This window comes from Nonomuraea sp. NPDC049158 (assembly GCF_040648335.1).
GTDB lineage: Bacteria > Actinomycetota > Actinomycetes > Streptosporangiales > Streptosporangiaceae > Nonomuraea.
This window is the reverse complement of sequence record NZ_JBEZDM010000022.1, coordinates 20,683-46,223: the sequence shown is the minus strand read 5'-3', so window position 1 is coordinate 46,223 and position 25,541 is coordinate 20,683. Positions and strand designations below refer to the sequence as shown.

The 25,541-nt window shown below is 69.2% G+C and carries 26 protein-coding genes and 1 pseudogene; 19 read left to right on the top strand and 8 right to left on the bottom strand.

All coding sequences use genetic code 11. The annotated features are described in order from the left end of the window. Positions 1 to 83: 83 nt before the first annotated feature. From AB0B61_RS36635 to AB0B61_RS36610, 6 genes are all read left to right on the top strand, one after another. A complete protein-coding gene (locus AB0B61_RS36635; protein ID WP_358442036.1) occupies positions 84 to 1,109 on the top strand; it encodes a LacI family DNA-binding transcriptional regulator in 1,026 nt (341 codons plus the stop codon). A 132-nt stretch (positions 1,110 to 1,241) separates the two neighbouring features. After that, a complete protein-coding gene (locus AB0B61_RS36630; RefSeq protein ID WP_358442033.1) occupies positions 1,242 to 2,492 on the top strand; it encodes a sugar ABC transporter substrate-binding protein in 1,251 nt (416 codons plus the stop codon). Between the two features lie 19 nt (positions 2,493 to 2,511). Continuing rightward, positions 2,512 to 3,477 (top strand): sugar ABC transporter permease, encoded by a 966-nt coding sequence (locus tag AB0B61_RS36625; RefSeq protein WP_358442030.1) that lies wholly within the window; start codon positions 2,512 to 2,514, stop codon positions 3,475 to 3,477. 7 nt (positions 3,478 to 3,484) lie between these two features. After that, the gene (locus tag AB0B61_RS36620) at positions 3,485 to 4,309 is read left to right on the top strand and encodes a carbohydrate ABC transporter permease (protein ID WP_358442027.1); all 825 of its coding nucleotides are present in this window, start codon (positions 3,485 to 3,487) and stop codon (positions 4,307 to 4,309) included. Between the two features lie 24 nt (positions 4,310 to 4,333). Further along, entirely contained in the window at positions 4,334 to 5,113 is a 780-nt protein-coding gene (locus AB0B61_RS36615; RefSeq protein WP_358442024.1) for a ThuA domain-containing protein, read from the top strand. After that, on the top strand, positions 5,110 to 6,255 hold the full coding sequence (locus AB0B61_RS36610) for a Gfo/Idh/MocA family oxidoreductase (RefSeq protein ID WP_358442021.1): 1,146 nt from the start codon (positions 5,110 to 5,112) through the stop codon (positions 6,253 to 6,255). Before AB0B61_RS36615 ends, AB0B61_RS36610 begins: the two co-directional genes overlap by 4 nt. Positions 6,256 to 6,258: 3 nt before the next feature. Here AB0B61_RS36610 and AB0B61_RS36605 read toward each other — a convergent pair whose 3' ends face one another. Beyond that, positions 6,259 to 6,600 (bottom strand): hypothetical protein, encoded by a 342-nt coding sequence (locus AB0B61_RS36605; protein ID WP_214642774.1) that lies wholly within the window; start codon positions 6,598 to 6,600, stop codon positions 6,259 to 6,261. Positions 6,601 to 6,732: 132 nt separating this feature from the next. Here AB0B61_RS36605 and AB0B61_RS36600 point away from each other — a divergent pair, with 132 nt between their 5' ends. From AB0B61_RS36600 to AB0B61_RS36570, 7 genes are all read left to right on the top strand, one after another. Then, positions 6,733 to 7,326, top strand: a complete 594-nt coding sequence (locus AB0B61_RS36600; protein WP_358442018.1) for a DUF1707 and DUF4870 domain-containing protein — start codon at positions 6,733 to 6,735, stop codon at positions 7,324 to 7,326. A gap of 164 nt (positions 7,327 to 7,490) precedes the next feature. Then, entirely contained in the window at positions 7,491 to 7,823 is a 333-nt protein-coding gene (locus AB0B61_RS36595) for a putative quinol monooxygenase (RefSeq protein ID WP_358442015.1), read from the top strand. Positions 7,824 to 7,896: 73 nt separating this feature from the next. Continuing rightward, entirely contained in the window at positions 7,897 to 8,382 is a 486-nt protein-coding gene (locus tag AB0B61_RS36590; protein WP_358442013.1) for a MarR family transcriptional regulator, read from the top strand. Between the two features lie 149 nt (positions 8,383 to 8,531). After that, positions 8,532 to 9,275, top strand: coding sequence for a nitroreductase (locus AB0B61_RS36585; RefSeq protein ID WP_358442010.1), 744 nt, complete (start codon positions 8,532 to 8,534; stop codon positions 9,273 to 9,275). 129 nt (positions 9,276 to 9,404) lie between these two features. After that, positions 9,405 to 9,971 (top strand): NADPH-dependent FMN reductase, encoded by a 567-nt coding sequence (locus AB0B61_RS36580; RefSeq protein WP_358442008.1) that lies wholly within the window; start codon positions 9,405 to 9,407, stop codon positions 9,969 to 9,971. Positions 9,972 to 10,180: 209 nt separating this feature from the next. Further along, a complete protein-coding gene (locus AB0B61_RS36575) occupies positions 10,181 to 10,846 on the top strand; it encodes a nitroreductase (protein WP_358442005.1) in 666 nt (221 codons plus the stop codon). A gap of 136 nt (positions 10,847 to 10,982) precedes the next feature. Continuing rightward, the gene (locus tag AB0B61_RS36570) at positions 10,983 to 12,197 is read left to right on the top strand and encodes a low temperature requirement protein A (protein ID WP_358442003.1); all 1,215 of its coding nucleotides are present in this window, start codon (positions 10,983 to 10,985) and stop codon (positions 12,195 to 12,197) included. A gap of 255 nt (positions 12,198 to 12,452) precedes the next feature. On the opposite strand, the pseudogene AB0B61_RS36565 reads toward AB0B61_RS36570, so the two are convergent. After that, positions 12,453 to 12,947: pseudogene (locus tag AB0B61_RS36565) on the bottom strand (sigma-70 family RNA polymerase sigma factor); the annotation flags it as partial. Positions 12,948 to 13,139: 192 nt separating this feature from the next. Between AB0B61_RS36565 and AB0B61_RS36560 the strand changes: the two are divergent. The 5 genes from AB0B61_RS36560 to AB0B61_RS36540 all read left to right on the top strand — a co-directional run bounded on the left by AB0B61_RS36560 (position 13,140) and on the right by AB0B61_RS36540 (position 17,961). Further along, positions 13,140 to 14,870, top strand: a complete 1,731-nt coding sequence (locus tag AB0B61_RS36560) for an FAD-binding protein (protein ID WP_358442000.1) — start codon at positions 13,140 to 13,142, stop codon at positions 14,868 to 14,870. Positions 14,871 to 14,994: 124 nt separating this feature from the next. Continuing rightward, a complete protein-coding gene (locus tag AB0B61_RS36555) occupies positions 14,995 to 15,744 on the top strand; it encodes an SDR family oxidoreductase (RefSeq protein ID WP_358441997.1) in 750 nt (249 codons plus the stop codon). A 107-nt stretch (positions 15,745 to 15,851) separates the two neighbouring features. Further along, positions 15,852 to 16,082: a hypothetical protein gene (locus tag AB0B61_RS36550; RefSeq protein WP_358441994.1), complete on the top strand. Its 231-nt coding sequence runs from the start codon at positions 15,852 to 15,854 to the stop codon at positions 16,080 to 16,082. A gap of 30 nt (positions 16,083 to 16,112) precedes the next feature. After that, positions 16,113 to 17,024, top strand: coding sequence for an RNA polymerase sigma-70 factor (locus AB0B61_RS36545; protein WP_358441991.1), 912 nt, complete (start codon positions 16,113 to 16,115; stop codon positions 17,022 to 17,024). A gap of 181 nt (positions 17,025 to 17,205) precedes the next feature. Further along, on the top strand, positions 17,206 to 17,961 hold the full coding sequence (locus tag AB0B61_RS36540) for a hypothetical protein (RefSeq protein WP_358441988.1): 756 nt from the start codon (positions 17,206 to 17,208) through the stop codon (positions 17,959 to 17,961). A gap of 162 nt (positions 17,962 to 18,123) precedes the next feature. Here AB0B61_RS36540 and AB0B61_RS36535 read toward each other — a convergent pair whose 3' ends face one another. The 5 genes from AB0B61_RS36535 to AB0B61_RS36515 form a co-directional block, all read right to left on the bottom strand. Beyond that, positions 18,124 to 18,561: a cupin domain-containing protein gene (locus AB0B61_RS36535; protein ID WP_358441985.1), complete on the bottom strand. Its 438-nt coding sequence runs from the start codon at positions 18,559 to 18,561 to the stop codon at positions 18,124 to 18,126. A 210-nt stretch (positions 18,562 to 18,771) separates the two neighbouring features. Then, a complete protein-coding gene (locus tag AB0B61_RS36530) occupies positions 18,772 to 20,013 on the bottom strand; it encodes an MFS transporter (RefSeq protein WP_358441983.1) in 1,242 nt (413 codons plus the stop codon). Between the two features lie 160 nt (positions 20,014 to 20,173). Then, a complete protein-coding gene (locus tag AB0B61_RS36525; protein ID WP_358441980.1) occupies positions 20,174 to 20,875 on the bottom strand; it encodes a septal ring lytic transglycosylase RlpA family protein in 702 nt (233 codons plus the stop codon). 303 nt (positions 20,876 to 21,178) lie between these two features. Next, the gene (locus tag AB0B61_RS36520) at positions 21,179 to 22,705 is read right to left on the bottom strand and encodes an ATP-dependent DNA ligase (protein WP_358441978.1); all 1,527 of its coding nucleotides are present in this window, start codon (positions 22,703 to 22,705) and stop codon (positions 21,179 to 21,181) included. Positions 22,706 to 22,816: 111 nt separating this feature from the next. Beyond that, positions 22,817 to 23,191, bottom strand: coding sequence for an FKBP-type peptidyl-prolyl cis-trans isomerase (locus AB0B61_RS36515; protein WP_358441976.1), 375 nt, complete (start codon positions 23,189 to 23,191; stop codon positions 22,817 to 22,819). 77 nt (positions 23,192 to 23,268) lie between these two features. Between AB0B61_RS36515 and AB0B61_RS36510 the strand changes: the two genes are divergently transcribed. Further along, positions 23,269 to 24,024: an SDR family oxidoreductase gene (locus tag AB0B61_RS36510; protein ID WP_358441973.1), complete on the top strand. Its 756-nt coding sequence runs from the start codon at positions 23,269 to 23,271 to the stop codon at positions 24,022 to 24,024. Between the two features lie 29 nt (positions 24,025 to 24,053). On the opposite strand, the gene AB0B61_RS36505 is transcribed toward AB0B61_RS36510, so the two are convergent. After that, complete coding sequence (locus tag AB0B61_RS36505) at positions 24,054 to 25,493, bottom strand: GuaB1 family IMP dehydrogenase-related protein (RefSeq protein WP_358441970.1); 1,440 nt, start codon at positions 25,491 to 25,493, stop codon at positions 24,054 to 24,056. Positions 25,494 to 25,541: the final 48 nt, after the last annotated feature.

Here is a 25,541-nt window from a genome sequence, read left to right as displayed (position 1 = left end):
TGTCTTGTGGCTCAGACGACCGCCGTCGTAGCGTATCGGCACTGGCGATTGATACGCATCGACGATTCCCTCCAGGAGGTGTCATGGCGGCGTTCACCAGCAAAGACGTCGCGCGTATCGCCGGTGTCTCGCAGAGCACCGTGTCCTATGTGATGACCGGCAAGCGGCCCATTTCCGAGCGCACACGGCAGCGGGTCCTGGACGCCATGGCACAGCTCACCTACGAGCCGCACTCCGGCGCCCGGGCTCTCGCGGGGCGCCGCACCCGGGTGGTCGGTCTGGTGGTGCGCTTCGGGGCCGGGGGCGATGCCTTCGGGTTGCTGCCGTTCATCGAGACCATCGCCAGCTCGGCCCGCGCCCACGATCACGAGGTTCTGCTCGTGACCGCGGACGAGGGCTCCGCGGGTCTGCGGCGCCTCGCCGGACGGGCCCTGTGTGACGCGATCATCATGATGGACATCGAGGAGCAGGATGAGCGGGTCCCGGTGGCCGCCGCGCTGTCGGTTCCGGTGGTGCTCATCGGTGTGCCGGCCGACCAGGCCGGGCTGCACTGTGTCGACCTCGACTTCGAGGCGGCGGCCCGGATGGCTGTCGAGGAGCTGGCCGGCACCGGGCACGACGAGATCGTCATAGTGGGTTACCCGGCCGCGGCGATGGAACGTGGCCTGAACTACGTCGGCCGCTTTCTGCGATCGGCGCGGCGGCAGGCGCAGGTGCGCGGCCTTCCGTTGACGGTGATCGAACCGGTCGACCATGGGCAGGAGGCCGCCGCGGCCGATCAGCTCCTCGCCCGGCGGACCGGCGGGCGCCTCGGAGTGGTGGTGCCGCACAGCGACGCGATCATGCCGCTGCTGAGCGCACTGCGGAAGAAGGACGTCGTGCCGGGTTGTGACATCTCCCTCATCGGACTCAGTTCCGACAGTTGGGCCGAACAGTCCGATCCGCCGTACACGAATATCTCCGTGGAACCGCGCGACGTCTCCCGGCGCGCGATGGAGACGCTGTTCTGGTTACTCGATCCGGGTTCAGGGGTGGAACGTCCCGCGATCGACCTGGTCGCGCCACGACTCACCCGTCGTACGACCGTGATGCCTGCTCCCGCCAACTGATCACCGACGGCCTCGGTCAGGGGCCCCGATAAGCATCGTCGATGCGTATCGACGGACACTCGTACAACTCCAGTCGATGCGTATCGACGACTTGATTCACCCCGGAACCCTCCGTATCCGAAAGGACACGACATGATCCGCTCCCCCCGCTCCTCCCGATCCCGCCGCGCCCAGGCCGCGCTCGCCTCGATGCTCACCCTGCCCCTCGCCCTCACGGCCTGTGGCGGTGGCTCGAACGGCGGCGGCTCGAACAGCGGTGGCGACTCCTCGACCCTGCGGGTGCTCGACTACTACAACAACGAGCCGAGCAAGACGGTCTGGCAGAAGGCCATCGACGCCTGCGGCAAGCAGGCCGGTGCCACCATCCAGCGCGAGTCGGTGCCCGGCGCGACCCTGATCCAGAAGGTGCTCCAGCAGGCGTCCTCGCGGACGCTTCCGGACGTCCTGATGCTGGACAACCCCGATCTGCAGCAGATCGCCCAGACCGGCGCCCTCACCCCGCTGAACGACCTCGGGCTCAAGGCCGACGGGTACGTGGAGGGCGTGGTCAGCGCCTCGACGTACAAGGACAAGCTCTACGGCCTGCAGCCGATCACCAACACCATCGGGCTGTTCTACAACAAGGACCTGCTGGACAAGGCGGGCGTGACGCCGCCGACGACCTGGGCGGAGCTGAAGACGGCGGCCAAGAAGCTGACCTCCGGCGGCACGTACGGGCTGGCGTTCTCGGCACCGGCGAACTATGAGGGCACCTGGCAGTTCCTGCCGTTCATGTGGTCCAACGGTGGCGACGAGAAGAACATCGCGACGCCGCAGACCGCGCAGGCAGTGCAGTTGTGGGTCGATCTGATGAACGACGGCTCGGTGTCGAAGTCCGCTCTCAACTGGACCCAGGCGGACGTCAACGACCAGTTCCGGGCGGGCAAGGCCGCGATGGCGATCAACGGTCCGTGGCAGTTCCCCGCGTTGGCCGAGGGCAAGAGCGTCAAGTACGCGGTGGCGCCGATCCCGGCACCGGTCGCCGGCAAACCGATCGTCGCGCCGCTCGGCGGTGAGACGTGGGCCGTGCCGCAGACCGGGAACAAGGACAAGCAGGCCAAGGCCGCCAAGGTCGTCGCCTGTCTCAACTCCGACGACAACCAGCTCAGCCTCGCCAAGGACACCCAGACCATCCCCACCAAGAAGGCGCTGCTGGAGAAGTTCAGCACGAGCAACCCGAACATGGCCGGATTCGTCGACCAGATCCCGACCGCGCGGGCCCGTACCGGCGAACTCGGCGCGGACTGGCCGAAGGCGGCGACGAAGATCTACACCGCGTTCCAGTCCGCGCTGACCGGCCAGGCCACACCGGCCAAGGCCCTGGAAACGGCCCAGAATGGTTGAGCACCCACAACAGACCACCATGGAACGTCAGACAGATCCGCCACCGCCGGCCATCGTGGCGGACGACGGAACCGTCGCCGGAGCCCGCTTCTGGCACTCGCTCCACTTCCAGAACCGCGCCGCGCAGGTGCTGTTCCTGGCTCCGGCCGTGATCTACATGGTGGCGTTCTTCGGCTACCCGATCGTCAAGAACTTCGTGATGGCCTTCCAGGAGTACTCGACGAGCACCTTCTACACCGGCGAGGCGCCGTGGGTCGGGTTCGCCAACTACGCCGCGGTGGTGTCCTCCCCGGTGTTCGGCAAGGCCATGCTGAACACCGTCCTGTTCACCGCCGGCTCGATCGCGGGGCAGTTCGTCATCGGTCTGGCCCTGGCGATGTTCTTCCGGCGCCGCTTCCCGCTCAACGGTGTGCTCCGGTCGTTGATCCTGCTGCCGTGGCTGATCCCGCTGATCGCCTCCGGCGCGGTCTGGCGGTGGATCCTCGACAAGGACAACGGCGCGCTCAACCGGTTCCTGGCCGCCATCGGAGTGGCGAGCGACCACCCCGGCTGGCTGACCAGCACCTCACTGGCCCTGGTGGCGGTGATGCTGGTGAACATCTGGATCGGCATCCCGTTCAACCTGACCATCCTCTACGGCGGGCTCCAGGACATTCCGGAGGATCTGTACGAGGCGGCCTCGCTGGACGGAGCGGGGGGCTGGCAGCGGTTCCGGTATGTGACCTGGCCGCTGCTGCGCCCGGTGGTGAGCGTCGTGCTGGTGCTCGGTGTGGTCTACACGATCAAGGTGCTGGACGTGATCCTGGCGCTGACCGGTGGCGGCCCGGCCAACGCCAGCCAGACCATCGCCACGCAGTCGTACCACCTGTCGTTCCAGCAGTTCGACTTCGGTCAGGGTGCCGCGCTCGGCAACATCCTGATCGCGATCTCCTTGGTGTTCGCCATCTTCTACCTGCGCGCCAACCGGCGTGCCGTGGACGAGTGAGGCCGTCATGACCACCACCACAAGGCGTACCCGGGCCGGCTGGGGCAGCACCGTCGCCGGGATCGTCATCCTCGCCGTTCTGCTGTTCCCGATCTATTGGATGGTCAACGTCTCGCTGCAGCCGGGCGGCTCGGCGGTCGGCACCCCGTGGCTGCCGTTGGACTTCAGCTTTCACGGCTACGCCACCGCGCTCGGCCAGCAGGGCCGCAACCTGGTCACGAGCCTGGTCGTCGCCCTCGGCTCGGTCGTGTTCAGCCTGCTGATCGCGATGCCGGCGGCCTACGCCCTGGCGCACTTCAAGGTCCGCTTCGCGGGCGCGTTCCTCTTCGGGATCCTGATCTCGCAGATGATCCCGGGGATCGTCATCGCGAACGCGCTCTACACCGCCTACAACGACCTGGGACTGCTCAACTCGATCCCGGGCCTGATCCTCGCCGACTCGACTGCGGGCATCCCGTTCGCGATCCTGATCGTCCGCGCGTTCATGATCAATATCCCGCGGGCGGTCCTGGAGGCCGGCCGGGTCGACGGGGCCGGTCACGTCCGGACGTTCATCTCCATCGTGCTGCCGATGAGCCGCAACGCGCTCATCACCGCGGCCCTGTTCACCTTCCTCTTCTCCTGGGCGGACTTCCTGTTCGCCCTCACTCTCACCACGACCGAGGACGTGCGCCCGGTGACGCTCGGGCTCTACACCTACATCGGGACGTACGTGAACGACTGGAGCTCGGTCATGGCCACGGCCGTGCTCGCCTCCATCCCGGCCATCGTCCTGCTCGTCGTCGCCCAGCGCTACGTCGCCGCGGGCACGACGGCAGGCGCGGTCAAGTAAATCCCCCAGCAGAAAAGGTTGGACATGACAAACGGAACCGCCGGACCGCTGCGTGTGACGGTGTGGGGCGAGAACCGTCACGAGCAGATCGAGGAGCACGTGGCGAAGATCTATCCGAACGGCATGCACACGACGATCGCGGAGGGCATCCAGGAGAACCTCGCCGACGGCTGCGTCGTCCGTACCGCCACCCTGGACGATCCGGAGCACGGGCTGACCGAGGAGGTGCTGGCCGACACCGACGTGCTCACCTGGTGGGGTCACGCGGCGCACGACGAGGTCGCCGACGAGGTCGTCGAGCGCGTCCACCGGCATGTGCTGTCCGGGATGGGGCTCGTCGTGCTGCACTCCGGGCACTGGTCGAAGATCTTCACCAAACTGATGGGTACGAGCTGCACGCTGCGCTGGCGTGACGAGCACGACCGTGAACTCATCTGGACGGTCGACCCCACGCACCCCATCGCCAAGGGCGTGCCGCACCCGCTGATCATCGACGAGGACGAGATGTACGGGGAGTTCTTCGACATCCCGGCACCGGACGAGCTGGTGTTCGTCAGCTCCTTCAGCGGCGGGGAGGTGTTCCGTAGCGGCTGCACGTTCCGCCGCGGCCACGGCAAGATCTTCTACTTCCGGCCGGGGGACCAGGCGTACCCGACGTACCACCACAAGGACGTGCGCCGGGTCATCGCGAACGGCGTCGCCTGGGCCCGCACCGACCGGCCGGAACGCAGCCATCCCGTGCTCCTGCGGTACGCGACCGAGGAGTTCTTCCAGGGCCAGGGCTACACGGGACCGCTCCAGTGAGCTTCCGGACGATCCCCTCCAGCCCGGCGGATCCGCTCCGCGTGGTCATCGCCGGCGCCGGCGGCATGGGCCGGGCCTGGCTGTCCACCGTCGCCGACTCGCCCGAGGTGACGCTCGCCGGCATCGCCGACCTGAACGTGGCGCTGGCCCGGGGCGTCGCCGACTCGGCCGGCCTGCCGGACCTGCCGGTCGGCGCCGACGCCGTCGCCCTGGCCCGGCAGAGCGGCGCCCAGGCGCTGATCAACGTGACCATTCCCGAGGCGCACCACCCGGTGACCACCGAGGCGTTGTTCGCCGGTCTGCCGGTGCTCGGTGAGAAACCGGTCGCGGAGAACGTGTGCCGGGCGCTGTCCATGGCCGCTGCGGCCGAGGTCACCGGCGAACTGTTCATGGTCAGCCAGTCCCGCCGCTGGAACCCGCAGCTCGCCGCGCTGCGGGGGATGACCGCGCGGCTCGGCGCGATCGGGACGGTGAGCACGGCGTTCTTCCGGTCCGAGCGGTTCGGCGGGTTTCGCGACCTGATGGCGTACCCGCTGCTCATCGACATGGCGATCCACGCTTTCGACTCGGCGCGTTTCCTGCTCGGGGCCGAGCCGGTGACGGCGTACTGCCAGTCGTACAACCCGCCGTGGAGCTGGTTCGCGGGGGACGCCAACGCGACCGTGGTGTTCGAGATGGAAGGCGGCACCCGGTACGTCTACAACGGCAGCTGGTGCAGTCCCGGCGACATCACCTCGTGGAACGGGGCCTGGCGGGTCAGCGGCGAGAAGGGCACCGCGCTCTGGGACGGCGACCACGAGCCGGTCCTCGACGCCGAGGTGGACGCCGGTGAACCGGCCGGCCCGCCGTACTCCGGGATCGCCGGCGCTCTGCAGGTGTTCGTGCGGGCGCTCAGGACCGGGGAACCGCCGTCCGGCGAGGTGCACGAGAACGTGATGAGCCTGGCGATGGTGGAGACGGCGGTGCGGTCGGCGACGAGCGGCCGGATCGAGCGCCTGGACGACGTGCTCGAGCGGGCCCACGCGCAGGCGCTGCGGGAGGAGACCCGGGCGGACGTACGGGACGCCCTCGCCGGATGGACCTCGGTGCGTGAGGTGCTGGCCGGCGCCGAGCGGGTGGGAGAGGCGATGACGGGGCTGTGACGGCTACAGGTTCTCCTCGCGACGTCGCCGTTCGTTGTACGCGCGCATCCGGGGTGGGTAGCCCATGATCTGAACGTCGTACACCGGCAGGGCCAGGTCGCGGGCGACCTTGTGGATCACGGCGGGGGAGCCGACCCGGCGGCGGGTCCACTCGCCGTCGTCGGCCACGGCGACGGCCGTGGTGTCCGTCGCGAAGGTTTCGGGTTCGACGAAGAACTCGACGCCTCGCCGCGATTTGGCGAAGGCGATGAGGGCCTCGATATCGGCGTCAGTGGCTTCCCGGTCGAACTTCGCGATTTTGGAACCGCGCAGCCGCCGAATGCCGTAGCGGTCTCGCCATCTCATGAGTCCTTTTTATACCGCCAAACGGTCACGCGCGTCGGGGTGATCTAGGGGACACATCGGGGATTCTCCCGATGGCCATGGTGACGTGCGGCGGTCAGTATGGAGGGAGACTGCACGAATCTAAGGAGAGGCATGGCTGTTATGGCTGGGGTACCCACACCCCCGGGCCCGGGACAGGTGCCGCCGGCTCACCTGCGCGTCACCCACCAGGACCGTGAGCACGTGGTCGAGCACGTTCAGGCGGCCTACGCGGAGGGGCGCTTCGACAAGCTCGAGTTCGACGACCGGCTGGAGCGCGCGATGACCGCGCGTACGCACGGCGATCTGATGCCCATCATGGCGGAGCTGTACGGTACGAGCGCCATCCCCAGGATCCGCCCGATGTCCGCGCCGGTTCGATCCGAGGCGGCGCCGGAGAGCAACGAACGGCTCGGGGCTTCGGCGGCTCATCTGCTGACGCTGGTGGGGTTCCCGATCATCGGCCCGTTGATCCTGCTGCTGACGGGCGGCAAGACCTCGCCCTACATTCGGCGGCACGCGTTGGAAGCCCTGAACTTCCAGCTCACGGTGGTGGGGGCGACGTTCCTGCTGCCGTTCACCGTCATCGGGGTCGTGCTTATTCCAGTCATTTGGGTGGCGGCGGTCGTGCTGTCCATTGCCGGTGGCATTTCGGCGCTCTCGGAGAACCCGTTCCGCTATCCCTTGACGGTTCGCCTGGTGAAGTAACGCGTGGCCAGGCTCCTGAGCGGGCCTGCCATCCTCTGGGGCTCGTGCCGCCGGCTGACGTCAATGCGTGCTTTGACGTCAGCCGACTGTACGAGCCTCCGTGCTTCGCGAGTGGCTGACGCTAATCTCGACCTGTACGCAGTTCACCGAAGGAAACGGCCTCAATGATCTTCATCACCGCGAAGTTCCGCGTCCTGCCTGAGCACGCCGACCGGTTCACCGAGATCGTCGGCGACTTCACCCAGGCGACCCGCGACGAGCCGGGCTGCCTGTGGTTCGACTGGTCGCGCAGTGTGGCGGATCCGACCGAGTATGTGCTGGTCGAGGCGTTTCGCGATGACGAGGCCGGGGCGGCGCACGTCCAGTCCGAGCATTTCCAGCAGGCGCGGCGGACCCTGCCGCCGTACCTCGCCGAGACGCCGCGCATCGTGAACGCGACCGTTCCTCAGGACGACTGGTCCCTGCTCGGCGAGATGGCCGTACCCGGACGGGACTGAGCGCCTGCGCCGAACCGCAATTAATGTCATTCGCTACGGTATCGAATGAAAAGATGGCCGGTAATATAACCGCATGAGCGCCGATGCTCCTCGCCGGACCACCGCCTCGCGTGCCACCGACCGCCCCGGGGACGTTTCGCCATTCGCTCTCGGCTTGCTGCTGCGTCAGGCGCACTGGCGCGCCGCCACGGTCATGTCAGAGGCGCTCCGGCCGTTCGGCATCGAGTTGCGGCACTTCGCCGTGCTGATCGTGCTGGTCGACCGCGGGCCCACGGTGCAGCGGGACCTGGCGGCGGCGACGGGGTCGGACAAAGCGGGAATCATGCGGGTCGTGGACGACCTGGAGCGTAAGGGGCTGGCCGTCCGCAAGAGCGTTCCGGGGGACCGGCGGGTGCGGGCGGTGGAGATCACTCCTCAGGGCGTCGAGCTTTTCGACGCGGCCCATGTGGCGGCGGAGCCGCTGGCTGAGCGCCTGGTCGCCGACCTGGAGTCTGACGAGCCCGAGCAGCTGAGGGATCTGTTGACCCGGTTCGCCTATCCCGCCGACGGCGAGGCGTAAGCGCTCTCGCGCGACCGGTCCGCGCCTTCGACCTGGAGACGAGACAGGCGAGGGGAGCCGTGAACGGCTCGCCGCTTTGACGACGGGGTGCTGCGCAGCGCCTTCCCCTGTGCTTTTCCTCACGATGCGTGGGACACGTTTGCCATCGAATGGTGTCGAATGATACTTTCAAAAACGATACCGTCGCGAACGTAACAGAGCTGGGAGTAGATGGGAGGTTAAAGATCTTGGACATCTATGAGGCGATCACGAGTCGGCGGGCGGTGCGGGGGTTCATCGATCGGCCTGTTCCTCGGGAGGCGCTGGAGCGGGTGCTGTCGGCCGCGGCTTGGGCGCCGTCCGCGTCGAATCTTCAGCCGTGGCAGGTCTACGTGGTGACGGGTGAGCCGTTGGCCGAGCTGAAGAAGCGTGCGGGTGAGCGCGTGGCGGCGGGCGATCCTTGGGATGAGCGCGAGTACGAGATGTATCCGCCCACGCTGAAGTCTCCGTACTATGAGCGCCGCTCGGCTTTCGGGGAGGAGCGTTATGGCGCTCTTGGCATTCCGCGGGAGGACTGGGAGGCGCGGCAGAGGGCCGCTGCCGACAACTGGCAGTGTTTCGGTGCGCCTGCCGCCCTGTTCTGCTACATCGACCGTGACATGGGCCGGCCTCAGTGGGCCGATCTCGGCATGTACCTGCAGACCGTCATGCTGCTGTTGCGCGCCGAGGGCTTGACCAGCTGCCCGCAGATGGCGTGGTCGGTGCTGCGCAAAACCGTCGCTGAGGTCGTGTCGCCCCCGGAGGGGCTCGTCCTGTTCTGTGGCATGTCGATCGGGTTCGAGGACGTCACGGTGGATTACATCCGTACCGGCCGGGCGCCGCTCGACGAGACGGTCACGTTCGTCGACGGCTAGTCCACCGAAGAAGGATCACGGGCGCCGCAAGCTCGAAGACCTCGTCGGCCCGTCTTCTGGAGCCGACTTCATCACTGGCCAGACCGCCGATGTCGGCGGCGGCACGTTCATACATCGAGAGGAAACGCAATGACCTACACCGTGGGCTACATCGTCGGGAGCCTGTCCCAGAAGTCGATCAACAGGAAGCTCGCTCTGGCTCTGAGCCGTCTCGCGCCGCCGGAACTCCGCCTCACGGAGATCGCCATCGGCGAGTTGCCCCTGTACAGCCACGACCAGGACTCGAGCTACCCCGCCGTGGCCCTGGAGTTCAAGGACGCGATCAAAGCCGCCGACGCCCTCCTGTTCGTCACCCCCGAGTACAACCGGTCCATCCCGGGCGCGCTGAAGAACGCCATCGACTGGGCGACCCGGCCCTATGGATCCAACGTGTTGAACGGCAAGCCGTCCGCGATCATCGGAACCTCACCCGGCCCGATCTCCACCGCGGTCGCCCAGCAGCACCTCAAGACCATCCTGTCCTTCACCAACTCCCCGGTGATGGGGCAGCCCGAGGCCTACATCCACTACAGCAAGGGACTGATCGACGACAAGGGCGACATCCAGCTGCCGTCCACCGCCGAATTCCTGACCGGCTACATGCGGGCCTTCGCGGCCCACATCCAACGCCACCACCACGACATCCCGGACCTGTAGATCATGTCCTTGATCGTCAGCGAGATCGCCACCGCCCACCACGGCACCCTGCACATTCACCAGGTCGCGATCGGTGGGGCGAGCTTCATCCTGCGCCTGTCTCTGAGCGCCCCCGTCTAGCAGCTGTCGAAGTTTTGACCGCATCTCGTCACATTTTCCGGTCCTCTCCTGTCCATTGAGTAGGCATACGGGAAGAGAGGTGGGGGATCTTGGACGTCTATGAGGCGGTCACGAGTCGGCGGGCGGTGCGGGGGTTCATCGATCGGCCTGTTCCTCGGGACGTGCTGGAGCGGGTGCTGTCGGCCGCGGCTTGGGCGCCGTCCGGGTCGAACCTTCAGCCGTGGCGGGCGTACGTGGTGACGGGCGGCCCGTTGACCGAGTTGAAGAAGCGTGCGGGTGAGCGAGTGGCGGCGGGCGATGCCTGGGATGAGCGCGAGTATGAGATGTATCCGCCGGCGCTGAAGTCTCCCTACTATGAGCGCCGCTCGACTTTTGGGGAGGAGCGGTACGGCGCGCTCGGTATTCCGCGGGGGGATTGGGAGGCCCGGCAGAGGGCCGCTGCCGACAACTGGCAGGCTTTCGGTGCGCCGGCCGCGTTGTTCTGTTATATCGACCGTGACATGGGCCGTCCTCAGTGGGCTGATCTCGGCATGTTCCTGCAGACCGTCATGCTGCTGTTGCGTGCCGAGGGCCTGAACAGTTGTCCGCAGATGGCGTGGTCGGTGTTTCGCAAGACCGTCGCTGAGGTCGTGTCGCCTCCGGAGGGGCTCGTCCTGTTCTGTGGCATGTCGATCGGGTTCGAGGACGTCACGGTGGATTACATCCGTACGGGGCGGGCGCCGCTCGACGAGACGGTCACATTCGTCGACGGCTAGCACGGCGATCACCGTTCAGAACCTGTTGTCACAGATCGGCCTGCTGCCCTGTCTTTCCGACGTACCGGACGTTGCGCAGCCACAGGAGCGAAGACCTTTGCCACCACTCGGCACCATCATCCGAGTCCGAGTCCGGATGAGCGCTCGTCCCATCGACGAGCCGCACCGCACTTCGAGCCCGCTCGAGCTGCTGTTCGACCTCACCTTCGTGGTCGCGGTCGCCAGCGTCACCGCCCAGCTCGCGCACGGCATCGCCGCCGGTCACGGCCTCGCCGGGCTGGTCCCGTTCCTCCAGGTCTTCTTCGCGATCTGGTGGGCGTGGATGAACTTCACGTGGTTCGCCTCCTCCTACGACACCGACGATGTCGCCTACCGGCTGCTGACCATGGTGCAGATGGCCGGCGTGCTGACCCTCGCCGCCGGCGTGCCCGCCGCGACCGGTCACTCCGACTACGGGATCGTCACCCTCGGCTACGTCATCATGAGGATCGGGCTCGTCGGCCAATGGCTGCGGGCCGGTCTCGAAGACCGGGCGAGCCGCCGCACCGCGCTGCGCTACGCCGCCGGCATCAGCCTCCTGACACTGGGCTGGGTGCTGCGCTTCCTGATCGCGGAGACGGGAGCCTTCCCCTGGTTCTCCGGGCTGCCGTCCTTCATCGTCCTGGACGTCCTGGAACTCGCGGTCCCGCTGTGGGCGGAACGGGCCAGGGCCACGAACTGGCACCCGCACCACATCGCCGAGCGCTACGGCCTGTTCACCATCATCCTGCTCGGTGAGAGCGTCCTGGCCGCGAGCCGGGGAGTCGAAGGGGCGCTCGAAACGGGTGAGGTCAGGGCGCCCTTGGTCGTCATCGCCGGGTGCGGCCTCGTCCTGCTGTTCGCTCTTTGGTGGCTCTACTTCCTCGTGGAAGCCGGGGAGGGGCTCAGCGACCGCCGTCATCGGTCGTACCTGTGGGGGTACGGCCACTACGGCATCTTCGCGGCCCTGGCGGCCCTCGGCGCCGGGCTCGAGGTGGCGGTCGAGCAGAGCGGGCACGGCGTCGCGGCATCACCGTTGGCACTCGGCTACGCGGTCGCCATCCCCGCCGGTCTGTATCTCGTCGCGCTGTGGGCGGTCCACGCGCTGGTCACCACCGAGCCTGTCATCCATCCCGCGGCGGTCCTGGCTTGTGTCACTCTCATCCTGTCCGTGCCGCTCGCGACACCGCGGATCGGCGTGGCCGGTGTGGTCGCGGCGATCGCGGCCGGCGGCGTGCTGCTGGTCGCCGTCACGATCATGACCGCGGCCGCCCGGGCCCGCGCCGGAGCGCGCCGCCAGGTTCCGCAGCCTGCCGGCTCTGGCGAGTCGTGAAGCGGATTCCCCGTCCGTCCTCGTCCAGGCCACGTCGGCGCCGGCCCAGAACCGGCCGCCGAACGCCTTGACGTGCTTGGCCACGTCCGTCATGGGGACGCGAGATGCCTGTTCGGCGCGGTCGGTCACATCCGCGGTGAAGAGCTCTTCCAGAGCGGTCAGATCGCCGGAGCGGGCGGCGGTGACGAAGGCGGCCAGCAGTCTGCGTTGTTCGGCCCTGGCCACGGGGGTGCGGCGTTCGACGAGCAGGTGTTTGCGGGCCCTGCTGACCAGCTGGCGTACGGCCGCCTCGCTGAGCCGGACGATGCCGGCGATCTGCCGGTAGGGGTAGTCGAAGGCCTCCCTCAGCACGTACGCCGCCCGTTCGGTGGGCGAGAGCCGCTCCAGGAGCAGCAGGACCGCGAACTCCAGGGCCTCGCCGCGCTCCGCGCCGAGGTACGGGTCCGCGCCGGTGTCGACGGGTTCGGGCAGCCACGGGCCGGCGCAGGTCTCGCGGCGCATGCGTACGGACTGGACGGCGTTGATCGCCAGCCGCATGGTCACCGTCGCCAGAAACCCGGCCGGGCTGCCCACTGTGGCGCGGTCGTAGGCCTGCCAGCGCAGCCAGACGTCCTGCACCAGGTCCTCGGCTTCGGTCGAGCCCAGTATCCGATACGCGATCCCGAACAGGCGCGGCCGCACACCGACGAACACCGCCGCCGCCTGTTCGAGATCTTCCGGACCGCCTGCTCCTGGATCCGCCACTGCCATCGCCCCCGCTCTGGCATCCCTTTTGTCGACTAATGCGAGCTTTGGGATATTTCTGGCATAGTACCTGGCGCCTATCTCGTTGAGCAGGAGGCCCGTCCCGGAAGGTCGCGCACCGGGATGGATGTCACAAATCACGGCGCTACGCGGTCTTGCTCCCGTAATGGCTTTCACCCATACGGCCGAAGGAGCACCATGCACGTGCCGGAGAAGCGGATCGCCACGTCCGTCCTGGTCATCGGGACAGGAGGAGCCGGTCTGCGGGCCGCCATCGAACTCGCCGAGCACGGGGTCGGCGTCCTCGCGGTAGGCAAACGGCCGAAGGCGGACGCGCACACCTCGCTCGCGGCGGGCGGCATCAACGCGGCGCTCGCCACGATGGACCCCGAGGACACCTGGCAACAGCACGCGGCGGACACCCTCAAAGAGAGCTATCTCCTGGCCAACCCGGAGACGGTGCGCATCGTCACCGAGGGGGCCGCACGCGGCATCGAAGACCTTCAGCACTATGGCATGCCGTTCGCCCGCGAACAGGACGGGCGAATCTCGCAGCGCTTCTTCGGCGCCCACACCTACCGGCGCACCGCCTACGCCGGCGACTACACCGGACTCGAGATCCAGCGCACCCTGATCAACCGCGCGGCGCAGCTCGATGTCCCCATCCTCGACACCGTGTACATCACGCGCCTCCTCGTCCGCGACAACGCGGTCTTCGGCGCGTACGGGTTCGACCTGACCGACGGCAGCCGCTACGTCATCCATGCCGACGCGGTGATCCTGGCCGCCGGCGGCCACACCCGGATCTGGCGGCGCACCTCCTCCCGGAGGGACGAGAACACCGGCGACTCCTTCCGCCTCGCCGTCCTGGCCGGCTGCCGCATCCGCGACCCCGAGCTGGTGCAGTTCCACCCATCCGGTCTCATCGCCCCCGAGAACGCGGCCGGCACCCTCGTCTCCGAAGCGGCACGGGGCGAGGGCGGAATCCTGCGCAACCAGCTCGGTGAGCGGTTCATGTCCAGGTACGACCCGGAGCGGATGGAGTTGTCCACCCGCGACCGCGTCGCACTGGCCGCGTACACAGAGATCAAAGAGGGCCGCGGGACCCCGAACGGCGGCGTTTGGCTGGATGTGTCGCACCTGCCCCGAGAGACGATCATGACGCGGTTGCCGCGCGTCTACCAGACGCTCCTGGAGCTGCAGATGCTCGACATCACCAAGGAGCCGATCGAGATCGCGCCGACCGCGCACTACTCGATGGGCGGGGTCTGGGTGCGGCCCGAGGACCATGGCACGGGCGTCGACGGCCTGTACGCGATCGGGGAGGCGGCCAGCGGCCTGCACGGCGCCAACCGCCTCGGCGGCAACTCCCTCATCGAGCTCCTCGTCTTCGGCCGCATCGTCGGGCAGGCGGCGGCCGAGTATTCCGCGGGCCTCGACGCCCAGCGCCGCTCGGCCGAGGCGCTCGAGGCGGCACGGGCGGAGGTGGACGAACTCCTCGCCGCGGACGGCCCCGAGAACGTACGCGCGCTGCAGCGAGCCCTCCGCGACATCATGACCGAGCATGCCGGCGTGGTACGCGACGAGGGCGGCCTGCGGAAGGGTCTCGCCGAACTCGCCGCGGTAGAGGCGCGTATCGCCGACGTCGGCGTGCACCCGGACATCGCCGGGTTCCAGGACCTGGCCCACGCCTTCGACCTGAAGTCCGCCGCGCTCGCCGCCCGCGCGACGGTCGAGACCGCGCTTGAGCGCCGCGAGACCCGCGGCTGCCACAACCGCTCCGACTACCCAGAACTCGACCCGTCGCTGCAGGTCAACCTGGTGTGGTCCGGTCCCGGATCGGTGGAGAGGGAGGCCATCCCGCCGATTCCCGGCGAGATCGCGGCGCTCATGCGCGAGGTCTCCACCGCCGGAAAACTCGTGGAGTAGCGGGCTTCACCCGCGGCCCTGGGAAAGAAATTTCGCCGCGGCTGTCACAAGGCCGGAGGCTGCCCTGTCTTAGCTGGCGGACCGGTTGGCGCATGGGCGCCCCGGCGGACAGAAGGGTTGTGCCATGAAGGTCGTCGTGGTCGGCGGTACTGGCCTCATCGGGTCGAAGCTGGTGGCGAAGCTGGGTGAGCACGGCCACGAGGCGGTGGCGGCGGCGCCGAGCACCGGTGTCAACACCCTCACCGGAGAAGGGCTGGCGGAGGCGCTGGCCGGTGCGCAGGTGGTGATCGACGTGTCGAACTCGCCGTCGTTCGAGGCCGCCGCGGTGATGGAGTTCTTCGAGACCTCCACCGGCAACCTGCTCGCCGCTGAGGCGGCGGCCGGGGTCGGGCATCACGTCGCGCTGTCGGTGGTGGGGACGGAGCGGATGCCGGAGAACGGCTACTTCGCCGCGAAGATCGCTCAGGAGCAGCTGATCGAGAAGTCGGGGATCCCGTTCTCGCTCGTCCACGCGACGCAGTTCTTCCAGTTCGTCCGGAGCATCGCGGACGAGGCCACGGACGGCGACACGGTACGGATCGCGCCCGTGCGGTTCCAGCCCATCGCGGGCGAGGAGGTCGCGCAGGCGGTCGGCCGGGTCGCGGTGGGGCAGCCGCTGAACGGCCGAGTCGAGGTGGCCGGGCCCGAGCAGTCCCGGATGGATGACTTCTTCCGCGACGCGCTGGCCGCCTGGGGCGACCCGCGCACGGTGGTCGCCGACCCGCAGGCGCGCTACTACGGCAGCGTGCCGGGCGAGCGGACGCTGGTGCCGGGTGAGGGCGCGACCCTCGGCAAGATCCGCTACCGCGACTGGCTCGAGCAGACCGCCCAGTAGCCCCGCGTCTTCACTTCAGGTCGCATTGACCGCACACCCAAGCCCCCGCACACCCAAGCCCCCGCACACCCAAGCCCCCGCACACCCAAGCCACGTATGGAGGAACGATGAACACTCCGAGCGGTGACGACGGCTTCCTGTACGAACTCCAGGTCGAGGTCGAGGAAGAGGTGACCCTGGTCGAGACGAGCCGTCCGGAGGAGGCCGCCGAACTGCCGGTCACCGAATGGCTCTTCGATCCGGCCGACGCCGAGCGCGAGGAGATCGGCCTTCGGGGTCTGCTCGACGCGGTCGAGGCGCTGGAGGACGACTCCCGGCGCGGCGATCACGGTGCGTGAGCCGCTGACGCGGCGAAAGCGGGGGTGAACATGCGTACGGATTCCCTGGAACAGGCGAGCGCACTCGAACAGGCGGCTTCCGCCTTCTGCGAGCTGCGCCCGCGCCTGTTCGGCATCGCCTATCGGATGCTCGGCAGCGCGGTAGAAGCCGAGGACATCCTTCAGGAAGTCTGGGTGCGCTGGCAGAACACCGATCGTTCGACCATCGAGAACCCGTCGGCCTTCCTGGCGTTGATCACCACCCGCCTGGCCATCAACGTCGCTCGCTCCGCCCATGCGCGCCGCGAGTCCTATATAGGGCCCTGGCTCCCCGAACCCGTCGACACCAGCCTCGACCCCACACTGGGCGCCGAACGCGGCGAAGCGCTCGAACTCGCCTTCCTGCTGCTGCTGGAGCGGCTCGCCCCTACAGAGCGGGCCGCCTATGTGCTGCGTGAGGCCTTCGTCTATCCCTATACGCAGATCGCGGACATCCTTCAGCTCACCCCGGTCAATGCCCGCCAACTCGTGAGCCGGGCTCGCAAACGTCTGACCGCCGCACGACGCGAGCCCATCGACAAGAGGGAGCATCGACGCCTCCTGGCCGTCTTCCTCGACGCCGCCCAGACGGGGAACGTCGCCGCCCTCGAAGGCCTCTTCGCCGCGGACGTCGTCAGCTCCTCCGACGGCGGCGGCATCAGAGGGGCGGCGCGATTCCCGTTGCTGGGCAGCGCCCGCGTGGCGAAGTTCCTCGCCGCGTACGCGCCACGGTTCTGGCCGGGCGCCGAGATGACGTGGGTCGAAGCGAACGGGCGTGCCGGTGTGCTCGTCCCTCGCAACGGCACCGACCTCGTCCTTCTCACCATCGAGGCCTCGCCGCAGGGCATCCACCACGTCATGTGGATCGTCAACCCGGCCAAACTCGACGCCTTCGAACGGTCACGCGCCCACCGCCTCTCCTGATCTCACCGAGGTGTCACAACAAGACCGGCTGTCCGGTCTTAACTGCCGACACCAAGAGAACAGAGGACATCGTGCGGACGACCCCGTTGGCCGGCTGCCACACCGGCGCCTCCACAGCGTGGAAACAGGCGAAGCCACGCCGCTCCCGCGCCTTCTCTCGCGGCTGGGAGGGCGGCAGGACATGACCGAAGTGAGCGCCGGGACGCTGGCGGAGATGCTCGACGAACGGCAGCACCTCCTTGAGATCGCCTGGTGGATGTCCGGCTCGGAGCTGACGGCTGACTGGATCGTCCAAGAGACCTATCGCCACTGGTACGCCCTCGACGACGAAGAACGCGCCGCCATCGCGGTACCGCGCGCCTGGCTGACCCGGGTCGCCGGAGGCATCTGCCTGGACCTGCTCGCCGCTTCAGCCCCGAGCCCCACCCCCAGCGGCACTCCGCGACCCGGCACGGCAGGAGCGTTCACCACCGTTGGTCCGGCACACTGGCCTGAGCCCGCCGTTGGTCCGGCATACCGGCCTGAGCCCGCCGCCGGTCCGGTGCCTCAGCAGGCCAGGGCGGACCACGCGATGCTCGCCGGACACGACCGTGTCGCGCGCCGGTTCGCCGCGGCCTGCGGCATGGGAGACGCGGCGGCGCTGCGGGCTGTCCTGGCCGCTGACGCGATGGTCGTGAGCGACGGTGGCGGCAAACTGCGGGCCGCTGTCCGCCCCACCTACGGCGCGGACGCGGTAGCCCGGTTCATCACGGCTCTGCTGACCGGCCAGCCCGGCACCGAGTGGGCCGTCGAGTCCGTGAACGGCCGGACGGGCCTGGTCCTGCGCCAGGCGGGCCGAGCCCTGGCGGTGGCCGGCGTGAGCGTCGCCGGCGCCGAGGTCACCGCTGTGTGGATCGTGCTGAACCCCGACAAGTTGCAGCGCTGGCACCGCCCATGACCGCACGGCATTGACACGCACTCTCGTACAGCACCCTCGCGCGCACCTGATCACCGATCCACAGGACGTCCGACAGCGATCGGCCGGAGAGCCGATATCCGGCTCTCCGGCCGCCGCGTAAAGCCAGGCCCCGTGCGGGGTCCGCCGTATCGAACGGGCGGATCAGCCGCCGGCGGGACGCGGGGCGCGCAGGTGCGCCCGCTGCGCCAGCTCCTCCTGGTCGACGTACGTGAGCATGGGCTGGCCCGGCTCACACAGCATGAAGACGACGAACTTGGTCTGCGCGTCCGGCAAGGCGTTGCCGTCCTGGTAGTGGATCACGTCGCCGCCCGGCTCCCAGAACGTCTCACCGGCCTTGATCACGCGCTCGGGCTCGCCCTCGAGCTCGAACATGACCGCGCCCTCGATCACGTAACCGAAAGCCGGCCCCGAGTGGCGGTGCGGCGCGGCGCCGGGGTGGCCGGGAGGCCAGTCGACGAAGACGGTCATTCCCGAAGCGCCGTCGGGAATGAAGGGCGGCTTGATGTCCGCCAGCATCTTGGGGCCGTACGCCGCAGAGCTCCCCTGCTCGGCGGTCATGTCCATGGAGTCATTGGACACGGGTACCACACCTCCGTATGTCTGTCCGGGAACGGGCGATCTCGCGACTTGTGCCGCGCGACGCCGCCTCTGGCGCGTCAGCCGCGGAGCATGGCCTTGCGGCCACTACCTGCTTACCCATGTACGCGCTGGTCAGGCCGGGTCTGAAGGCATAGGGCCGAGGCTTTGCGGAGGCATGTCTCTACGCCCACCATCCGCCCTGTCGAGGCCTCACTCCTCTGGTTCGGGCAGCCGGAGCGCGTACAAGAGCCAGACCAGGGCGAAGCCGACCGCGAGTACGCCGAGCGCGCGCGTGGCCCCGGCCATGCCCAGCGCGACGGTCAGCGGGGCCACCGCCAGCGACGACACGCCCTGCAGCCCCGACGACAGCCCGAAGGCGGTGACCAGCACGCGGCCGCGGATGTGGTCGGGGCTGGCCAGTTGCAGCCCGTTGATGGCCAGGATGGCGCACGCGCTCACCCCGAGGTGGCCGGCCAAGGCGGCGGGTACGCCCGACCACAGCCCGCCGGCCTGGGCCAGGGCGAGGTAGCCGAGCCCGAACACCGCCAGAGCGCCACCCGCCACGATCAGCCGCCGCCGCGCTGAGGTCCCGATCAGCCGCCGTCCCAGGAACGGACCGAGCACGGCGCCCACCCCCTGCGCCATGTAGAGGACACCGACTCCGGCGTCGGTGGTGCCGAACCGTTCGAGCGCGTAGACGGGCAGGAGGCCGACCACGCCGTAGCACAGCCGCAGGGCCGCCGTCAGCAGGAGCAGGGCCGCCACGGTGGGAGTGGCGCGGATGAAGCGCCACAGTTCGGCGGTGTCGGTACGTACGCGCATCCGGCGCCGCTCCGTGCCCGTGGAGAACGGGCGGCGGATGCGGGCGATGAGGACGGCGGACGCGACGAAGGAGGCGGCGTCGATCAGCAGCGTGGCCGTGCTGCCCCAGGCGGCCGAGGCCAGGCCGCCGAGCCCGGCCCCGAGCAGCAGGCCGGAGGAGTAGAGGCTGCCGAGCGCGGCCTGCGCGGTGGGCAGCCGGTCGGGGGCGACGAGGTTGGGGAGTACGACCTCGGGGATCGGGCTCGACACCGCGGCCGACACCGACAGCACGGCCAGCGAGACCAGCGCCATGGGGACCGACCCCAGGTGGAAGGCGGCGAGCAGGCCCGCGAGGGGGAGGATGGCGGCCAGGTCGCAGGCGATGCGCAGGCGGCGGCGGTCCAGGCGGTCGGTCAGCGAGCCGATGAGCGGCATCAGCAGGATGCCGGGCAGCGACTCGACGGCGAACAGCAGGGCCGTCAGCCCGGCCGAACCGGTGCGGTGGTAGACGAAGGCGTTCAGGGCGACGAAGGTGAACCAGTCGCCGGTCAGGCTGAGGGCCGAGGCGAGGAAGAGCCGGCGGAAGTCGGGGTTGCCGCGCAGCAGCGCGAGCAGCGAGTTTCCGGGCAGGCGGGGAGGAACGGATGACACCTGGTGACTCCAAGCAGCCGAGCCGTCCGGCCGGTCATGGGCCGGACGGGCGAAGGGGGGATCGCTTCGCGGGGTGCCCGGCCGGTCATGGGCCGGGCGGCTGCTGATCAGTCACAGAGGTGTGGCATGGGTGGAGGCTAACGCACCGCGGGTCTCGGCGTCAGGAGCGGGCGAGGACCTCGTACTTGACCCTCATGACCCCGGACCCCGTGTCGCCGATGGCGGAGAAGGCGGCTGCCGACAGGTCGAGGCAGCGGCCGCCCACGTACGGACCGCGGTCGTTGATGCGGACCGTGACCGAGTCGCCGTTCGCCGGGTTGGTGACGCGGACCTTGCTGCCGAGCGGGAGCGTCTTGTGGGCGGCGGTCATGGCCGACGGGTCGAAGCGTTCGCCGCTGGCGGTCATCTGCCCTTCGTCGTAGTAGGACGCGCCGCAGGTGCCCGAACTGAGGACGCGGGTCTTCAGCTTGGCGACCTCGGTCTTCGCCTTGCGAACCGGCTCGGTCTTCGCCTTCTCGACCGGCTTGGTCGGCGGCTGAGCGGCTTCGGCCTTCGGAAGGGCGGTGGCCTTGGGGCTGGATGAGGGCTTGGGGGCGGCCGACTTGGTGCTGGGCTTGTTCGGCTCGGGGGTCTTGGGGGCGGGGGAAGGGGTGTCGGCCCTCGTGTACGTGGGGGACGGCGACACGTCCAGCGCCGCGGCGGGCTTGGGGGCGTCGTCGTTGGCGACGGCCGCCCAGGCGGTGGTCGAGGCGGCGGCGACGACGGCCGCACCGGCCGCGACGGTGACCCAACGGCGCTTGGCCGGAGCCTTCTTCTGGCTCTCCGGGTTCGGACGGGTCGGGTTGTAGGAGTGCTGGCCCAAGGTAAACCACAGTCCTAGCTAGGGGACAGGACAGGGAAAGGCCAGGTCGGGGCAGATATGGGGGCGCGCGTCGGCCGATCCCTCGCTCGGGGCGGGTGCCCCGCGAACGTGGTCGAACATATGCGACAAACAGCGAGTAAAGACAACTTAATGGGACATTCAGTGATTTATCTCACTTTGGTCACGAACTGACCAGAACGCTGAGCGTACGCCGGGGATCTTGGGGCAGCCGGAAAACGCCGACTCTGTCACCTTGGGGATAGGTGAGGGCATCCCAACAGGAGCAGAGCCGTACCAAAAGGGTCAGAGCATGAGCGAGCGGACAGTCTCCACCGTGTCGGCGTCCGCGGCCCGCTTGTCGGGCCGGTACCTCAGCACCCGCGCGAACCGCAGCGCCATCCCCCCGGGATAGCGCGGCGACCGCTGCACCCCGTCGAAGGCGATCTCCACGACCAGCTCAGGCCGCAGATTGACGGTCCACTCCTCGGTGGACCCCTCGGCCAGCTCCAGGAAGCGTTCGGTCTGCCAGGCGAGCAACTCGTCGGTCAGCCCCTTGAACGTCTTGCCCAGCATCACGAACCCGCCGCTCTCCGGGTCGCGGGCGCCGAGGTGGAGGTTGGACAGCTTGCCTTCGCGGCGGCCGTGACCCCATTCGGCCGCGAGGACGACCAGGTCGAGCGTGTGCCGCGGCTTGACCTTGATCCACCCGGCGCCCCGGCGGCCGGCCGCGTAGGGGGAGGCCAGCGACTTGACGACCAGGCCCTCGTGGCCGGCCTTGATCACGTCGATGAAGTACTTCTCCGCCTCCGGCACATCGCCCGTGATGAGCCGCGGCGTGAGCAGACCGGGCATCACGGTCTGGCCGAGCACCTCCTGGCGCTGGGCGTAGGGCAGGTCGAGCAGGTCGGCCCCGTCCACCCGCAGCGCGTCGAAGAAGAACACGCTCAGCGGAGTGTCCTCCCGCAGCCGCGGGGCGCCGGTCTTGGTGGTCACCCGGCTGGCCGTCACCTGGAACGGGTGCGGCCGCCCGTCGGGCCGCAACGCGATCACCTCGCCGTCGAGCACGAGATCGTCGGAGGCCAGGCCGAGCACGGCCTCCACGAGTTCGGGCACCTGCGCGGTGATGTCGTCGAGCGTGCGGGTGAACACGCGGACCTGGTCGCCGGAGCGGTGCGCCTGCACGCGTACGCCGTCGAGCTTCCATTCCAGCGCCGCCGGGGTGCCCGCCTTCTCCAGGGCGGCGGCGACGTTCGGGGCGCTGCCGGCGAGCATGGGCGAGACCGCCCGGCCCACCTCCAGCTTGAAGGCGTGCAACGCCGCCACGCCACCGCTCAGCGCCGCCGCGCCCACGGCGGGCAGCCAGCCGCGCAGCGTGAGCGCCCGCCGCACGTCGGCGGACGGCGCGCCCGACGCTTTGGCGATCGCCTCGATCATCACTCCGTCGAGGGCGCCCTGGCGCAGCTCGCCGCTGAGCAGCCGGAGCATGAACGCCTGCTCCTGGCTGGTCAGCCCGGCGAACAGCTCGGTGACCAGGGCCTTGCGGACCGCCTGCGAGCCCTGGCCGGAGACGGACTTGATCCGCGACAGCAGGGCGTCGACGTGGGTCAGGGTGGCGGTGGCGGCCAGCTTGGCGGGCGGTGGATCCTGCAGGGTCCGCCACCCCACGCCCACCTGACGCTGGGGCAGCTCACCCGACAGGTAGGAGATGGCGATCTCCGCCTCATCGGCACCGACCCTGCCGAGCAGTTCGGCCAGATGGCCGACCTTGCCGAGCCGGGCGGACGTGCGCGTCACCGCCTCCGAAACCCGTACCACGTCGATCAACAGCACATGCCCTATGTTGCCGTACTTCGCCGACAAATCCGCCGCGCCAAGACCAGCATTTTGCCCGGCGATGGGCCCCCTGAGGGGTGGGGCGGGTGTGCGACCCGCCCCAGGGTGTTAGCTGACGCCCAGGAGATCGACGACGAAGATGAGCGTCTCTCCCGGCTTGATGCGGGCGCCGGCGCCGCGGTTGCCGTAGCCGAGGTGCGCGGGGATCACCAGCTTGCGGCGACCGCCCACCTTCATCCCGGCCACGCCCTGGTCCCAGCCGGCGATGACGCGCCCGCCGCCGAGCGGGAACTCGAACGCCTCGCCGCGGTTCCACGACGCGTCGAACTCCTCGCCGGTCGAGAACGCGACGCCCACGTAGTGGACGCTGACGTTCTGGCCGGGCTTGGCCTCGGGGCCGTTCCCCTCGACGATGTCGACGATCTCCAGGTCGGCGGGCGGGTTACCCTCCGGGAAGTCGATTTCCGGCTTCTCGAGTGCCACGAATTGCTCCTGTTACGAGTATTGGCGATCAGGAATGGACCCGACGACTCTATGCGGTCGGGATATGGTCATCGTTCATGGCCGCCCTTTCTGCCGATGGGATCCTGCTCACCGGGCGCGTCGCCGTGATCACCGGGGCGGCGCGGGGGATCGGGCGGGCGATTGCGGAGACGTTCGCGGCATTCGGGGCTCATGTCGCGATCTGCGACCGCGACAAGCCTCAGCCGGGCAGTGACCTCGCGATGACGCTGGACGTGCGGGATCCGGTCGCCGTGGAGGTGTTCGCGCAGGCCGTGCACGAGCGGTGGGGGCGCGTGGACGTGCTGGTGAACAACGCGGGCGGGACGTTCCACGCCGCGTTCGCCGACACGACGGCCCGGGGCGAGCGGACCCTGATCGAGGAGAACTTCACGCAGGTCACCGGCATGATCCGCCGGATGCTGCCGATGATGGGCGCCGGGGCGTCGATCATCAACGTGACCTCCAGCGAGGCGCACCAGGCGGCGCCGGGGTTCGCGGTCTACGCGGCGATGAAGGCGGGGCTGGAGAGCCTGACGAAGTCGCTCGCGCTGGAGTTCGCGCCCCTGGGCATCAGGGTGAACGCCATCGCGCCCGACGGGCTGCCCACCGAGGGCGAGACACAGGTGCGGGAGCGGATGGCGGACGGACCCTTCGAGCCGGTACGCCTGCCGCCGCTCGGGCACCTCGGGGAGCCGGCCGACGCGGCGGGCGCGGCGGTGTTCCTGGCCAGTGAGCTGGCCAGGTTCGTGACCGGCACGACGCTGCACGTCGACGGCGGGATCCACGCGGCAGGCGGCTGGCGCCGCACCTGAGCCGGCTCTGGTGCGGAGCCTGAGCCGCGCTACCAGCTCTGGTGCAGGGGCATGCCCTCGGTGTAGCCGGAGGCGCTCTGGATGCCGACCACCGCGCGCTCGTGCAGCTCCTCCAGGTTCGCCGCCCCCGCGTACGTGCACGAGGACCGCAGCCCGGCCACGATCGCGTCGATCTGGTCCTCCACGCTCGGCCGCCGCGGATCCAGGTACATGCGCGAGGTCGAGATCCCCTCCTCGAACAGCGCCTTCCTGGCCCGTTCGAACGGGCTGTCCTCCGCCGTGCGCAGCCGCACGGCCCGCGCGGACGCCATGCCGAAGTTCTCCTTGTACCTGCGCCCGTCGGCGTCGGTGCGCGCGTCGCCGGGAGACTCGTACGTCCCGGCGAACCACGAGCCGATCATCACGTTGGCCGCGCCCGCGGCCAGGGCCAGCGCCACGTCACGCGGATGCCGGACACCGCCGTCGGCCCACACGTGCCGCCCGAGCCGCCGCGCCTCCGCCGAGCATTCGAGCACGGCCGAGAACTGCGGCCGCCCCACCCCGGTCATCATCCGCGTCGTGCACATGGCGCCGGGGCCGACCCCCACCTTGAGGATGTCCGCGCCCGCGTCCACCAGGTCGCGCACGCCCTCGGCGGTCACCACGTTGCCCGCCGCCACCGGCACGCCCGGGTCGAGCGCCCGGACCGCGCGCAGGGCGGAGACCATCTTCTCCTGGTGCCCGTGCGCGGTGTCGACCACCAGGCAGTCGATCCCGGCCTCGAGCAGCTCCTTGGCCTTGGCCGCGACGTCGCCGTTCACGCCGACGGCGGCGGCGATGCGCAGCCGGCCGGCGGCGTCGAGCGCGGGCTGGTAGAGCGTGGCGCGCAGGGCGCCCGTGCGGGTCAGGATGCCGACCAGGCGGCCCTCGGCGTCCACGATGGGCGCCAGGCGGTGGCGGCCTCCGTGCAGCCGGTCGAACGCCGCGCGCGGCTCCAGCCCGGCCGGCAGCGTCAGCAGCTCGCTCGACATCACCTGCGACAGCTGGGTGTACATGTCGACGCCCTGGCAGTCGGCCTCGGTCACCACGCCGACCGGCCGGTTGTCCCAGTCGACGACGATGACCGCGCCGTGCGCGCGCTTGGGCAGCAGTTGCATGGCCTCGCCGACCGTGTCGTGCGGCGTCAGCGTGAGCGGCGTGTCGTGGATGAGATCGCGCTTCTTGACCCAGTCGACGACCTCTGTCACGACGTCGATGGGAATGTCCTGGGGGATCACGGTGATGCCGCCCCGGCGGGCGATCGTCTCGGCCATGCGCCGGCCGGCGACCGCGGTCATGTTCGCCACGACGATCGGAATGGTGGTGCCCGTGCCATCGTTCGTCGAAAGATCGACCGCGAGCCGGGAACCGACCGAGGAACGCGACGGGACCATGAACACGTCGCTGTACGTCAGGTCGTATTGCGGCTCGAGGCCGTTAAGGAACTTCACGTTCGTCCATCTTATGCGCTGGGCGGCTAATGAGGGTTTTCCGTTTGT